Here is a 13,580-nt window from a genome sequence, read left to right on the forward strand (position 1 = left end):
TGCCGTCGGAACACACTTGCTCAACCATTATCTATCTGCCGCTGGAGGAATGTCATCTCCATCACCCGCCTGTCGCAGCTGGGCTGCCAGAGCGTCGATCAGCTTGTCGACCTGATCCATCCGGTAGCCGCGCACCGCCGAGTCGAACTGCACCTGGTCCAGATCGTCTGCGGTCAGCGGTCGGCCGGCCGCTGAGGACAGCAGCTGGTCGACGTCGTCGCCACCGGCGGCCGGGGACTCCTCCTCCGGGACGCGGGCCGGCTCCCAGCGGCCCAGCAGCACCACCACAATGAGACCGATGAGCGCCAGCGCCAGCAGGTACAGCCACATCATCCCTCCACCCTAACCGGCGGGGCGCACCACGGCGCCGCCTCGCCGCCAGCGGTCTGCTGCTGCCCGGCCGGCACCCGGTCCTCTCCCGACGTTTCGCCGGCATCGGGCTGGACCAGCAGAGTCACCACCGCCAGGAGGATCACGTAGACGGCAAAGACCCGGAAATAGCCGCGGTAGAGCATGCGCAGCACCAGCCACAGGGCTCCCGCGCCCACCACCGCGGAGACGATGAGAGCCAGGACGTAGGCCTCCCAACCCACGGCCAGCGTTTCGGAGTGTCCCAGCAGGGACAGCGACTTGAGTCCGGTGGCGGCCATGATGGTGGGGATCGCTGCGAAGAAGCTGTACTGCGCAGCTGTGCGCCGGTGCATGCCCACCGCCAGCGCCGCTGCAATGGTCAGGCCCGAACGGCTGAGTCCGGGCAGCAGAGCCGCAGCCTGGGCGAAGCCGATCACCACTGCGGCCAGCACCGTCACCTGTGCCGCTGAGCGCCAGGTGCTCCGCACAGAGTCTGTCCACCACAGGACCGCTCCAGTGAGCAGCAGCAGCGCAGAGACCGCCCACGGGGCGGCGAAGACGCCGGTGCCGTAGGCACGGATCACCAAGCCCAGCACCCCGGTGACCGCGGTGGTGACCGCTCCCAGCACCATCAGCCGCAGATGAATCAGGTGACGCAGGGTGCCTCGGCGCCGCAGCAGAGCCAGGTCGCGCACCGTTCCGCGCAGCAGCCGTCCCAGCGGCTGATGCATCACCACCACCACGGAGACCATGGTGCCTAAGTGCACCACCAGGTTGAACAGAATCATCTCCGGGCTCTGCGGAGACGGAAGCGGGGATCCGGAAGCCGACAGCCAGTGCTGAGTGAGCACCAGGTGGGAGGAGGAGCTCACCGGGATGAACATGAAGAGCCCCTGGATCACCCCCAGCAGCAGGGCCTCGGCCAGTGTCACCGGGCAGAGTCGACCAACTGGGGCAGAAGCTGGCCGGAGGGGCCGCGCAGTGAGTAGTCCATCACCTCGGACAGCTCGGTCTGCTCCGGATTGATCTCCACCAGAGGAGCGCCGCGCTCCAGGGCCAGCAGGGGCAGCGACGCTGCCGGCTGCACCATCCCGGAGGTGCCGACCACCAGCACCAGATCAGCGGCACGGATGCATGCCGCAGCCGCGTCAAAGGTTTCCATCGGAAGCATTTCGCCGAACCAGACCACACCGGGCCGCAGAGTCCCGCTCCCGCACGCCGCACAGACCGGCGGCTCCTCCGGCTGGTCAGGGGGCTGCCAGCCGTTGTAGTTCCCGGCGGGCACATCTGCCGGCGCATCACATTCGAAGCAGCGGTGCGCGAAGATGCTGCCGTGCAGGTGGCCCAGCACCTCGGCGCCGGCCCGCTCGTGAAGATCATCCACGTTCTGCGTCACGATGCTCAGCTCTCCCCCGGTCTGCCGGAGAGCCTTCTGCCAGCGTGCCAGCGCGGTGTGCCCCGGATTGGGATCCACCTGCCGGATCAGCGATTGGCGCCACCGGTACCAGGTCCATACGCGGGCCGGGTCCGCCTCATAGGCCTCAACGGTGGCCAGGTCGGCTGCGGAGAACCTCTCCCAGAGGCCGGTCTGCACCTCGCGGAAGGTGGGCACCCCTGATTCAGCGCTGATGCCAGCGCCGGTGAGCACCGCGACGCGCTGGGCCCTGCGCGCCAGGTCCGCCACCTCCGGACTGACCTGATCCAACTGTCTGACCACCAAACCTCCAACTGTTTGCTATCGCAAATAGTTTCTGTACAGTGGGACTCCTCATCAGGATCACACACAGGAGGACCGCATGTCACAGCACCCGCAGGGCCCCGGCGACCCGCACGATCCGCGCTACGGGCACCACTCCCCCTACGGCGACGGCCCCACGCCGGCACCGCTGAGCGCCGGCGAAGAGCAGGGCTGGGGCGTGGCCATTCACCTGGGAGGAATCTTTGTCTCCTGGCTGGTGCCGCTGGTGGTGTGGCTGGTGTTCCGGGAACGCTCCCGGATGATCGACGATCACGGCAAGGAAGCGCTGAACTGGCAGATCACATTGTTCATCGCCTACGTGATAGGCGGCATCCTCACAGTGGTGCTCATCGGCTTCGTGGTGATTCTGGCAGCCTGGCTGTGCGCGCTGATATTCGGCATCATCGCCGCGGTGGCCGCCTATCAGCGCCGGCCCTACCGCTATCCGTTCAACATCCGGTTCATCAAATAGCGACGGCGGACCGGACTCAGGACTTGCGGTTATAGATGAACATGGACAGCGGGCCGAAGATCGCCACCAGCACTGCACAGTAGATCAGCACAGTGGTGATGCTGCCGGCGTCGACGGTGCCCTCCATCAGTTCGCGGATGGCGCCCACCACATTGGAGACCGGGTTGACCTCTGCGAAGGCCCGCACCGGTCCGGGCATAGTCTGCGGATCGGCGAAGATGTTGGAGACGAACGTCAGCGGCATCATGATGAACATGGACACGCCCATCGCTGCCTGCTCGGTGCGCATCAGCAGCGCCACAGTGGTCCAGACCCAGGAGAGGCAGAAGCTGAAGACCAGCAGCAGCAGGAAGGCGCCGAGCACACCGGTGAGCCCGCCGTCGGGCCGGAACCCCATGATGAAGCCGACCGCGAGGATGATCACACCGGCGATGGTGTAGCGCACCTGGTCTCCCAGCAGCGCGCCCACCAGCTGGGCCGGCCTCCAGGTGGGCAGGGACCGGAACCGGTCGAAGACGCCCTTGGAGATGTCGCGGTTCAAGGTGAGGCCGGTGTACATGGTGATCATCACCAGGGTCTGGGCGAAGACGCCAGGGATGAGGAACTGCACATAGGCGTCCACCGCTGCCGAGGAGTCCCCGGTGCCTGCCATGGTCTCCCCGATGGCCCCGCCGAAGACGTAGGTCATCATCACCGTCATCATGATCGGGAAGATGGTCACATCGAAGAGCTGCTCAGGAATGTGCTTGATCTTCAGCAGCGCTCGCCAGCCGTAGGTCAGGGAGGCCGAGGCCGCTCCTGACGGGGTGGGCCGCTGGTCGTCGTTGAGCAGCACGCCGCGGATGGTGCGGGCCTGCGAGGCCTGATGGGTTGTCTGCGCGCTCATCGTCCTGCTCCTGTGTGATCACCGGCCGCGGCGGCGGCTGGGTCCGGTTCCTCAGTGTCCTCATCGCTGGGCTCGGCCTCAGCGGGTTTGCCGGTCAGGGCGAGGAAGACCTCGTCCAGGCTGGGCTGGCCGAATGCGAAGGTCTCCACTCCGATTCCGGCCTGCTCCAGAGCGGCCAGCCCGTCGGAGGTGCGGGCCTGCTCCTGCAGAGAGACGGTCAGCGCGGTCGGGTCGGCCTCGCGGACCACTCCCCCGCCCAGCGTGGTCGCCAGGATCTCCGCGGCCTGCTCCCGCTCGGCCGGATCCACCACTCGCACCTTCAGGGCGCCGGAGCCGACCTGGGCCTTCAGCTGACCCGGGGTGCCTTCGGCGATCACCCGTCCATGGTCGATCACCGCCAGCCGGTCGGCCAGCTGGTCGGCCTCCTCCAGGTACTGGGTGGTCAGCAGCACCGTGGTGCCGCCGTCGACCAGGGTGCGGATGATGTCCCACACCTGGTTGCGGCTTCGCGGGTCGATGCCGGTGGTCGGCTCGTCCAGGAAGATCATCTCCGGGGTGACCAGCAGGGAGCCGGCGATGTCCAGGCGTCGCCGCATCCCGCCGGAGTATTTCTTGACCTGCCGGCCTGCCGCATCGCTGAGTCCGAAGGCTTCCAGCAGGTCTGCGCCGCGGCGGCGAGCAGCTGGTCCGGAGAAGCCCTGCAGCCGGCCGAGCAGCACCAGGTTTTCGATGCCGGTGAGGTCCTCGTCCAGGGAGGCGAACTGGCCGGTCAGCGCGATCTTGGAGCGAATGGCCTTCGGCTCGGCGAGCACATTGTGGCCCAGCACCTCCGCTTCGCCTGCGTCTGGGCGCAGCAGGGTGGCCAGCATCCGGATGGCGGTGGTCTTGCCGGCACCGTTGGGGCCGAGTACCCCGTAGATGCCGCCGCGCGGGATGGTGAGGTCTATTCCGTCGACGGCGGTGTTGTCGCCGAATCTTTTGACCAGCCCTCGGGTGACGACGGCAGGCTCGGTGGTGGGTGCGGTTCTCACGTCTGTTCCTCTGTGCGAAAGGTGCGTCAGGCTCGATGGTGCGTACCCATCCTACGGGCTGCCGGCCGTGTGCTGAATGCTCAGCTGCTGCGGTTCAGAGTCTTGGCCAGCCAGCGGTGGATGAGCGCGTTCATCACAGCCTGCTGCTCGGGATTGGCTGCCCCGCCGTGGCCGCCTTCGGTGTTCTCCCAGTAGGTGACCTCTGCGCCGAGCTCCTCCAGGGCGGCGGTCATTTTGCGTGCATGGCCGGGGTGGACGCGGTCGTCCTTGGTGGAGGTGGTCAGCAGCACCGGCGGATACTCCGCGCCGCGGCGCAGCAGATGGTAGGGCGAGAAGGTCTGCAGATACTCCCAGTCCTCGGTCTCCGGATCCCCGTACTCAGCCCGCCAGCTGGCTCCGGCCAGCAGCTGGGCGTAGCGCTTCATGTCAAGCAGGGGCACCTGGATCACCACTGCTCCGAAGAGCTCGGGATACTGGGTGAGCATATTGCCGGTGAGCAGCCCTCCATTGGACCCGCCGCGGCAGGCCAGCTGATCAGTGGTGGTCACCCCGGAGGCGACCAGGTCCCGCGCCACTGCGGCGAAGTCCTCGTAGGCTCGGTGCCGGTTCTGCTTCCGCGCTGCCTGGTGCCAGCGGGGGCCGTATTCGCCGCCGCCGCGGATATTGGCCACCGCGAAGATGCCGCCGGATTCCAGCCAGGCTTTGCCGACAAGCCCCAGATAGTGGGGCGTCTGGCTGATCTCGAAGCCGCCATAGCCGTAGAGCACGGTGGGACGGGGCGCCGTTCCGGCGATAGTTTCGCTGGGCACTGCCTCAGCAGCGTGCTGCACAGCCTCGGCCGGACCGATGAGGAAGTAGGGCACCTCGGTGCCGTCGTCGCTGGTGGTGAACCGCTGGACAGCGGCCAGGCCTTCAGCGTCAAAGCGTTCCGGGGCCCGTTTGACCAGCTCTATAGTCTCGGCTCCGCCTGCAGCCAGTTCGCCCAGGGATCCAAGGTACAGGCTGGTGGGGGTCAGGAAGTCATCGGCGGTGATCCAGACCTGGTCGCTGGCGCGCGCATCGTAGGCACCCAGGCTCAGGGATCCGGTGACCTCCTGCAGCACCCGGGCGCAGCGCCATTCGCCGGTCCCCGGATCGCGCCAGTGGGCCTGGATGTGTTCGACGACGTCCTCCATCACGGTGAGCGCGAAGAAGCTGCGGGTAGCGGTGATGCCCTGCAGGGATGTGGACTCGGTGGGCACAAACAGCGGGGTCAGCCCGCCGCGGCCGTCCAGGAAGGACTCAGCCTCGGCCACGTAGAGGCTCCCTCCGGGCAGGGTGGTGCCGGCGATGCTCGCCTCGGTGCGCGGAGCGAAGAAGATCAGATCGCGGTGAAATCCGACTCGCACATCGGTGGGCACCTCGATGCGGCGCAGTGTGGGGCTCTTGCCCTGGTAGTCGATCAGGTAGGTCTCGGCGTCGTAGAAGCCCAGCAGCCGCTGGCCGATATGACGTTCGTAGCCCGGGGTGGAGTCATAGACTGCGCCTGCGGCCATATCGTCGGACGCCGCTGAGAGGATCGGTTCGGCCTCAGCCAAGTCGGTCCCGCGTCTCCACTGCCGCACGATGCGCGGATATCCGGAGGTGGTCACCGGGTCCTGTGCGCCGCGGCCGGGCTGGTCGGTGGCGGCGTATACGGTGTTCGCGTCGATCCAGCTGAGCCCGCCTTTGCCTTCTGGACGGTAGAAGCCGCCGTCCTCCGGCGGGATGAATTCCCCGCGCAGCAGGTCGAACTCGCGGGTCACATCGGCGTCGGAGCCCCCGGGCGAGAGATCGATCAGCGCCCGGGACCAGCCCGGGATCTCGCCGTCGGTCTGTTCGGGCCGCAGCAGCGTGGCGCCGTGCCAGACCCATGTGGTGCCTTCGGCGGCTGAGAGGGCGTCCAGGTCCAGCAGCACTTCCCATTGGGGGTTCTCGCTGCGGTAGGAGGCCAGTGTGGTGCGCCGCCAGATGCCCTGCGGGTGCTCCGCGTCGGTCCAGAAGTTGTAGAGATGCTCGCCGCGCTTGGTGACCCCGGGGATGCGGTCGGAGGCGTCGAGGATCGCCTGCAGGGAGTCCTTCAGCGGGCCGAACTGGTCATCGATCAGTGCCTCTTCGGCACGAGCGTTGCGCGCGGCGACCCAGGCCGCCGCGTCATCGCCGTCGACGTCCTCCAGCCAGAGGAACGGGTCATTGTCGGGGTCGATCAAGCGGGCAGACATGAGCCCAACTCTACCCACCGGGGGTGTCAGCGCACCTCGATGCGCACCTCGCCCTCCACCGGCTGACCGCTGTATCCGGAGATGATGATGGTGGCAGTGCCGTCCTCAGGCGCGTCGAGCTGCAGATAGGGGTCGAACACATTGCCGGTGTCCGGGCCGCGGGAGCCGCGATCATCATTGTCCTCCACCAGGCCACCGGGCAGGCTGGCCTCCAGCACGGCGTCTCCGTCCCCGTCGCTGCTGCGCACGTCTACCGTCAGGGTATCCAGGGCTGAGACGTCAATCACCCGCACCCACTCTTCGCCTGGGGCGACGGAGAAGTCGTGGCGTCCGGTGCTGATCTCTTCGAATTCGACCGATTCGGCGGTCAGCGTCACCTCGGCCGGGTCGCCGTAGTACTCCGAGACTTCGATCTCATACTCGCCCGGCTCCAGGGACAGCCGCAGCCCGGCGTCCCTGCCGTTCGAGCTCGGCGAGCCGCCGTCGTCTGCCGAGTGCGAGGCAGCGGGGCCGTAGATGTCCAGCACCGGATCGACGGTGCCGGAGCTGGTGGTGTAGATGTGGTAGGGACCCGGTTCCTCGACGGTCAGGGTCGCCTGCTCCGGGGTATGGCGGCTGAGGCTGAGCTGGACCGGTTGCCCGAGAACCAGGCTGGTGTCCTCTTCAGCCGGCTGCGACCTCATGGTCTCCTCCGGCTCCTCCGGGGTGGTTTCCTCCGGCGAGGCCGCATCCTCAGGCGCCGGTTCCTGCAGCTGCGGTCCGGCGGCCTCGTCCAGGTCCCACGAGGGGGTGGTGTTCTGGTGGCTGGTGGCCAGCACCGCGATCAGACCGCCGAGAGCGAGCACGAGCACCAGCGCGAGCACCCCGACCACGCCCAGGGCGGCTCCGTCCAGCCCGCTGGACTCGCCATAGGGAGAGGCCTCTGCCCGGTGCGGGGGTGTGTAGTTCGACGGCTGTTCTGCCTGCGGCTGCGGTCCGTTCTGCCCGTTCGGCACGCTCTGGCCGGGCGGCGAGCTCTGCTCTGTCCAGCGCTGGCCGTCCCAATACCGGGTGCCGGGTCCGTAGGGGTCCGGGTACCACCCTGCTGCCGAGCTCATAATGTCCTCCCTCAGGTGTGCCCGGCGACCGCGGAGCAGGTGCGGCGGCGGGCGGCGGTGCTCTCAGCCCCTACCCTAACGCCTGACCTGGCGCGCGGCACTCTGGGCACCTCAGCCGGTGTCTTGGCAGGCTGTTGACCTGGCCAGGAATACGCTGTGGGCTGGGTTGCGCCGAAAGCGCTCGCTGAAAGGGGTTGCCGATGAACAACTACACCGCACTGCTCATAGTCAGCCTGGTCGTGGCGGTCCTCCTCAGTGTCTCCGCCGTCATGAGCTTCCTCAATGGGTCGGTACTCCCCGGCGCGCTGCAAGCCCTCGGTGCTGTCCTGTTCGCGGCAGCAGGCATCGTGGTGAGTGCTAAGCGACGCGATCAGGATCCCGCCGACACCTGAGCACAGAGCGACGCCGGGAACAGCCTGGGCACCTCAGCCGGTGTTCTGCAGGCCGGCAGCGACTCCCTTGAGAGTGATCAGCAGCAGATTGCGCGAATCGGCCAGCTCCTGGTCGCTCAGCTGCTCGGACCGAAGTCTGCGCAGGGCACGCAGCTGGATGAGGCTGAGGGCGTCCACATAAGGGTTCCGCAGCTGGACCGCTCGGCCCAGCACCCGGTGGTCAGCCAGCAGCCGGTCCTGACCGGTGATGGTCAGAACCCATTTCTCGGTCAGCTCCAGCTCCTCCAGCACGGCCTGGGCCAGGTCCTCGCGGTCTCCCAGCGCCAGGTACCGGCGGGCGATCCGCCGGTCTGTCTTGGCCAGTGACATCTCCACGTTGTCGATCATTGCGGCGAACAGCGGCCATTCGAGGTAGGCGGCGCGCAGCAGCTGCTCATCCCCCACTTCCTGGAGTGCGGTGCCCAGCCCGTACCAGCCGGTGAGATTGATCCGTGCCTGGCCCCAGGCGAAGTTCCACGGTATGGCGCGCAGGTCTTCCAGGGACTCCACGGACAGCCCGCGCTTGGCAGGGCGGGAGCCGATGGCCAGCAGGCCGATCTCATCCTGAGGCGTGACCTGCGCGAACCAGGGTGCGAAGCCTTCGGCGCGCACCAGCTGGTGGAACCGGGTGCGGGAGGCTTCATCCAGCTGAGCCGCCAGCGCGCTGTATCGCTTGGCCGCATCGGCGTTGCGCCTCTGGGTGGAGGGTGCACTGGCCATCAGGGTGGCCGCGGCGACCTGCTCGATGTGCCGCAGAGCGATCTCCGGGTTGCCGTACCGGGCGTCGATCACCTCCCCCTGCTCGGTGACCTTGAAGCGCAGATCCACTGAATGCGGCGGCTGAGCCAGGATCGCACGGTTGGCGGGACCTCCCCCGCGGCCCAGTGCTCCGCCGCGGCCGTGGAACTGGGTGAGAATGATGTCATTCTCCTGCGCCCATGCGGCGATCTTCTCCTGTGCTTCATACAGCGCCAGGGTCGCCGCCACGGGACCGACGTCCTTGGAGGAGTCGGAGTAGCCGAGCATGACTTCCATCCGCCGCCCGGTGGCCTCCAAGCGCTCGCGCAGATGCGGGTCGGCCAGGGCCTCATCCAGGATGCGGGGGGCGTTCTGCAGGTCCTGGTAGGTCTCGAAAAGCGGGATGACGTCGAGCACCGGCGCGTTCTCGGCACCACCGAGCGCCTTCTCGGCCAGCACGTAGACGTCGGCCAGATTCTGTGCGCTCTGGGTGAAGGAGACGATGTAGCGGCGGGCGGCGTTGACCCCGTAGCGCTGCTGCACCGAGGCGATGGCGCGGAAGGTCTCCAGAACCTCCTCGCCGGGAACTGCCATCGACTCCACCGAGTCGGGATCCTCCAGCCAGGCAAGCGTCTGACTGTGCACCGCTGAGTGCTGGCGAACCTCCAGCTCGGCCAGGTGGAATCCGAAGGTCTCCACCTGCCAGATCAGTTCCTGCAGGTCGCCGTAGGCGGCCCGCGGAGCACCGCCGGCGGCCAGGGATGACTGCACGGTGCGAAGCTCCTCCAGCAGCTCCTCCGGACCCCGGTAGCCCAGATCGGCGTTGCGCTCCCGGGTGGCCCCGACTCGCCCTGCCGCTGCCAGCAGCACCTGCCGGTGGGGCTCCTTGGGTGAGTGGGCGACCGCCTGGGCGGTCAGCTCCTCGGAGAGCTGGCGCATGCGGTTCCACAGGCCGGTCAGTTCCTCCGAGGGCGGGGTGTAACGCTCATCCAGAGTCAGCGCGAGTCCCACCCGGCGGGTGCGGGCTTCCAGATCTGCCAGGACCCGGTCGGCGGCCTGGGCCACCGCCTGGCGGGTTGTGGAGGCGGTGACATGCGGATTGCCGTCGCGGTCCCCGGCGATCCAGGATCCCAGGCGGATGAAGGCCGGCGCCTTCGGCGGTGCTGCCGCTGCGCTGCTGCCCTGCAGCCAGTCGTCCATACGCCGGTAGGTCTCGGTGAAGACCGTGGAGAAGGAGTTGTCGAAGACGCCGAGCGCGGTGCGCACCTCGTCCAGCGGGGAGGGATTGGAGACCCGCAGCTGCGCGGTGCGCCACATATTGTCGATCTCTTCGGTCAGCTCCCGGGTGTTGCGTGCCCGCGCGGCTGCTCCCATACGCGGGTCGTCGCGCTCGTCCAGCAGGGTGCCGATGCGCCGCACCGAGGCGGTGATGGCGTTGCGCCGGGCCTCGGTGGGGTGGGCGGTGAGCACCGGATGGAAGCGTAGCCGCTGCAGGCGACGCTGCGCCTCCTGCTCCCCGACTTCGGCCGCGAGGCGGCTGAAGGCTGCCGCCACCGAATCGGAGGGCTGTTGCTTCTCCACCGGCACCTCGCCGTCGCGGGAGCGCAGGGTCCGGATACGGTGCTGCTCCTCGGCCAGGTTGGCCAGCAGGAAGTAGCAGGTGAAGGCTCGCGCCACCTCTTTGGCCCGTTCGGCCTCGAGTCCCTCTACGAACTCCTCGGCCTCGGCCAGCGCCTCCTCGGAGTCGTCTTCGACTGCGGCGATGGTCAGCGATCGCAGCCGTTCGACGTCGTCCAGGAGACTCTGGGAGCCGTATTCGGCCAGCACCTGGCCCAGCAGTTCGCCGAGCAGTCCGACGTCGCGGCGCATCGGGTCGGGAATCTCATGCTGAGCCTCACGGCGTGAGTGGTGGTCGGCCGCAGTGTGCGCAGTCATCCTTCGGGGTCCTCCTTGATCGTCCAACGCGGTGCACGTGTGGATGCAGGCGGGACCCCGTCGTCACGCAGTGGCGGTGCCTCTTACCGTACCAGCGCCGGCGGCACGGCCGCTCAGCTCTCGGCACGCAGCGCCCGGCGGCGGCGCTCTAACTCCATCAGCTGTGCGTTGACCTGCCGGTGCTCCTCGGGGGATTCGGAGGGGTTCATCCGCTGGAGCCGGCCGAGCAGATTGGCCTTCTCATGCTGGATCTTCAGCTCCACCAGTCGGTTGAGGATCTCCATGCAGTACCGGTCCAGATGCTCCTCGGTCTTTGCCGGAAGAGTGGTGACGGCCAGTTCGGAGATCAGCGGCCGCAGCGGTTCGGGCACTTCCTGGCGCACGGTCTCCACCCAGGTGCGCGGGTCGGTGGCGTTGGCGGCCGCAATGCGGATCCCGTCATGGATCGCCTGGTGGGCCGCGGCGGTGAACCGGACGGTGAATATCTCCTCCCACTGCTCGGCAGTCAGCCGGGTGGGGTGCTGCAGGATCACCTCCAGCGCCTGACGCTCCATCAGCACCGCCGGGTCCCGGGTGTCCGGGCGCTGGAACGCGGGCTGCTCCGGCTGCGGCTGGGGCGGGCGCTGCCCTGCCTGGGCGGGTACTGGGCCGGGCTCGCGCCGCTCGGTGCTGCGCTCACGGGGGCTGCGAGCCCCGGAGGCGCCGGCGGATGCAGCCCTGTCGCGGGCGGCGGCGACCTCCTGGACCTCGGCGCCCAGCCAGCCGGCGAGTTCGCGGGTGTAGGCCTCGCGCAGCGAGCGGTCGCGGATCCCCGCGACGACCGGGGCGGTGGCCCGCAGGGCTCCCACCCGGCCGTCGACTGTGCTGAGGTCCCAATCCTTCAGCCGCCGCCGGATGACGAATTCCACCAGCGGGGTCTTGGCCTCGATGATCGCCTGGACGGCCTCGTCCCCCCGGTGCTGCCGCACATCGCAGGGATCCATTCCCTCGGGCCCCACGGCGATGAACGTCTGGGCGTTGAACTGGTGAGCCTCGTTGAACGCCTTCACCGCCGCCTGCTGGCCGGCTTCGTCGCCGTCGAAGGTGAAGATCACCTCAGCGGGGCTTCCGTCATCGGAGAGCAGGCGACGGGCAATCTTGATGTGTCCCTCCCCGAAGGCTGTGCCGCAGGTGGCCACCGCGGTGTCCACCCCGGCGATGTGGCAGGCCATCACGTCGGTGTAGCCCTCCACCACCACCAGCTGACGTTTTTTGGCGATGTTCCGCTTGGCGTGCTCGATGCCGTAGAGCACCTGGGACTTCTTGTAGATGGGCGTCTCCGGAGAGTTGAGGTATTTGGGGCCCTGGTCCTCCTCATAGAGCCGGCGTCCGCCGAATCCGATCGTATTGCCAGTCATGTCCCGGATAGGCCACATCAGCCGGCCCCGGAACCGGTCGTAGAGGCCGCGGCGGCCTTCGGAGAACAGGCCGGTGGCCTGCAGCTCGTCGTCGCTGAAGCCGCGGCTGCGCAGGTGCCCCAGCAGGTTGTTCCAGCCCTGGGGCGCGTATCCGACGCCGAACTGCTCGGCGTGGGCCCGGGTGAACCCGCGGGAGGTCAGCGTCTGGCGGGCCAGCTGAGCCTCCGGGGACTCCAGGGCCCTGCGGAAGTATTCGTCGGCGATCTTGTGCGCATCCAGCAGCCGCTGCCGGCGGGAGGCCTCATGCTTGTCCGGCCCGCTGCCGCCGTCCTCATAGCGCAGCTCGACTCCGTACTTCTGCGCCAGCCGCTCCACGGTCTCGGCGAAGCTGGTGTGCTCCATGGCCTGCAGGAAGGCGATGACATCGCCCGATTCTCCGCAGCCGAAGCAGTGGTAGGTGCCCACCTGGGGCCGGATGTGGAAGCTGGGGGTGCGTTCGTCGTGGAAGGGGCACAGGCCCTTGTAGGAGCCGATGCCGGCCTTCTTCAGGGTCACGTACTGCTCGACGATCTCGCGCAGATCGGCGCGCTCGCGCACCGTGTCGATATCCTCGCGCTTGATCAGACCGGCCATGGCTCCAATCTACCCCCGCCGCGGTCTGCTCAGCCGCCCTGGGGAAAACTCGGTCCGGCCTGCGCGCCCGCTAGGCTGATCCACTATGAGCGACAGCGGATGTGACCGAGTCCAGGCCGATGCGCAGGCCCACGGGGTGCAGATCGAATTCGCACCCCGCGGGGACGCCGGCTCTCTGCAGGAAGCGGCAGCGAACCTGGGGATCGAGCCCCGCGAGATCGTCAAGACCCTGGTGGCGCGGGCCAAACGCACCCAGACCGCGCGGGACCACAGCTACGTCATCGCGCTGATACCCGGCGACCGGCAGGTCGACTGGGCCGCGCTGCGCAAGCTGGCCGGGTTCAAGAAGCTGTCCATGGCCTCCCCGGAGCAGGGTCTGGAGGCCACCGGCTACCGGCCCGGGACCATCACCCCCTTCGGCGCCGAAGCCGCCGACGGCACCCGGTGGCCGATCTACGCCGATGCCTCTATCAGCGGACGCATCTGCATGGGCGCCGGTGCGCCGGGGATCAATCTCTTCGTCCAGGCTGAGGAGCTGTTCGCCGCCTACGGTGTGATCACCGGGGAGATCGCCAAGCCGCTGACCGGGCAGACCCCTCCACCGGCCTGAGGCGTGCAGGTTCTGGAGGCC

Annotated in this window: 12 protein-coding genes; 3 read left to right on the forward strand and 9 right to left on the reverse strand. The window is 68.1% G+C overall.

The annotated features are described in order from the left end of the window. Window positions 1–27 precede the first annotated feature (27 nt). From Q1K09_RS02110 to Q1K09_RS02120, 3 genes are read right to left on the reverse strand one after another with little or no spacing between them, the layout of a single operon-like run. Window positions 28–333, reverse strand: coding sequence for a DivIVA domain-containing protein (locus Q1K09_RS02110; protein ID WP_300342797.1), 306 nt, complete (start codon window positions 331–333; stop codon window positions 28–30). Continuing rightward, the gene (locus Q1K09_RS02115) at window positions 330–1,283 is read right to left on the reverse strand and encodes an undecaprenyl-diphosphate phosphatase (protein ID WP_300342799.1); all 954 of its coding nucleotides are present in this window, start codon (window positions 1,281–1,283) and stop codon (window positions 330–332) included. The genes Q1K09_RS02110 and Q1K09_RS02115 overlap by 4 nt, the downstream gene beginning before the upstream one ends. Then, window positions 1,280–2,068, reverse strand: coding sequence for an NAD-dependent deacylase (locus Q1K09_RS02120; protein ID WP_300342801.1), 789 nt, complete (start codon window positions 2,066–2,068; stop codon window positions 1,280–1,282). The genes Q1K09_RS02115 and Q1K09_RS02120 overlap by 4 nt, the downstream gene beginning before the upstream one ends. Window positions 2,069–2,147: 79 nt before the next feature. On the opposite strand from Q1K09_RS02120, the gene Q1K09_RS02125 reads away from it, so the two are divergent. After that, on the forward strand, window positions 2,148–2,561 hold the full coding sequence (locus Q1K09_RS02125; protein ID WP_300342803.1) for a DUF4870 domain-containing protein: 414 nt from the start codon (window positions 2,148–2,150) through the stop codon (window positions 2,559–2,561). Between the two features lie 16 nt (window positions 2,562–2,577). Here Q1K09_RS02125 and Q1K09_RS02130 read toward each other — a convergent pair whose 3' ends face one another. From Q1K09_RS02130 to Q1K09_RS02145, 4 genes are all read right to left on the reverse strand, one after another. Further along, the gene (locus Q1K09_RS02130; RefSeq protein WP_300342804.1) at window positions 2,578–3,447 is read right to left on the reverse strand and encodes an ABC transporter permease; all 870 of its coding nucleotides are present in this window, start codon (window positions 3,445–3,447) and stop codon (window positions 2,578–2,580) included. Continuing rightward, window positions 3,444–4,478, reverse strand: a complete 1,035-nt coding sequence (locus Q1K09_RS02135; RefSeq protein ID WP_300342806.1) for an ATP-binding cassette domain-containing protein — start codon at window positions 4,476–4,478, stop codon at window positions 3,444–3,446. Before Q1K09_RS02135 ends, Q1K09_RS02130 begins: the two co-directional genes overlap by 4 nt. A gap of 80 nt (window positions 4,479–4,558) precedes the next feature. After that, entirely contained in the window at window positions 4,559–6,718 is a 2,160-nt protein-coding gene (locus Q1K09_RS02140) for a prolyl oligopeptidase family serine peptidase (protein ID WP_300342807.1), read from the reverse strand. A 26-nt stretch (window positions 6,719–6,744) separates the two neighbouring features. Beyond that, the gene (locus Q1K09_RS02145) at window positions 6,745–7,815 is read right to left on the reverse strand and encodes a DUF2510 domain-containing protein (protein ID WP_300342809.1); all 1,071 of its coding nucleotides are present in this window, start codon (window positions 7,813–7,815) and stop codon (window positions 6,745–6,747) included. A 200-nt stretch (window positions 7,816–8,015) separates the two neighbouring features. Here Q1K09_RS02145 and Q1K09_RS02150 point away from each other — a divergent pair, with 200 nt between their 5' ends. Next, window positions 8,016–8,207, forward strand: coding sequence for a hypothetical protein (locus Q1K09_RS02150; RefSeq protein ID WP_300342810.1), 192 nt, complete (start codon window positions 8,016–8,018; stop codon window positions 8,205–8,207). A gap of 33 nt (window positions 8,208–8,240) precedes the next feature. Here Q1K09_RS02150 and Q1K09_RS02155 read toward each other — a convergent pair whose 3' ends face one another. Continuing rightward, complete coding sequence (locus Q1K09_RS02155; protein ID WP_300342812.1) at window positions 8,241–10,919, reverse strand: phosphoenolpyruvate carboxylase; 2,679 nt, start codon at window positions 10,917–10,919, stop codon at window positions 8,241–8,243. A 113-nt stretch (window positions 10,920–11,032) separates the two neighbouring features. Beyond that, a complete protein-coding gene (dnaG, locus tag Q1K09_RS02160) occupies window positions 11,033–12,949 on the reverse strand; it encodes a DNA primase (RefSeq protein ID WP_300342813.1) in 1,917 nt (638 codons plus the stop codon). A gap of 85 nt (window positions 12,950–13,034) precedes the next feature. Here dnaG and Q1K09_RS02165 point away from each other — a divergent pair, with 85 nt between their 5' ends. Next, window positions 13,035–13,559, forward strand: a complete 525-nt coding sequence (locus Q1K09_RS02165) for an aminoacyl-tRNA deacylase (RefSeq protein ID WP_300342814.1) — start codon at window positions 13,035–13,037, stop codon at window positions 13,557–13,559. Window positions 13,560–13,580: the final 21 nt, after the last annotated feature.

The organism is Nesterenkonia sp., from assembly GCF_029265375.1.
Classification (GTDB): Bacteria; Actinomycetota; Actinomycetes; order Actinomycetales; family Micrococcaceae; genus Nesterenkonia.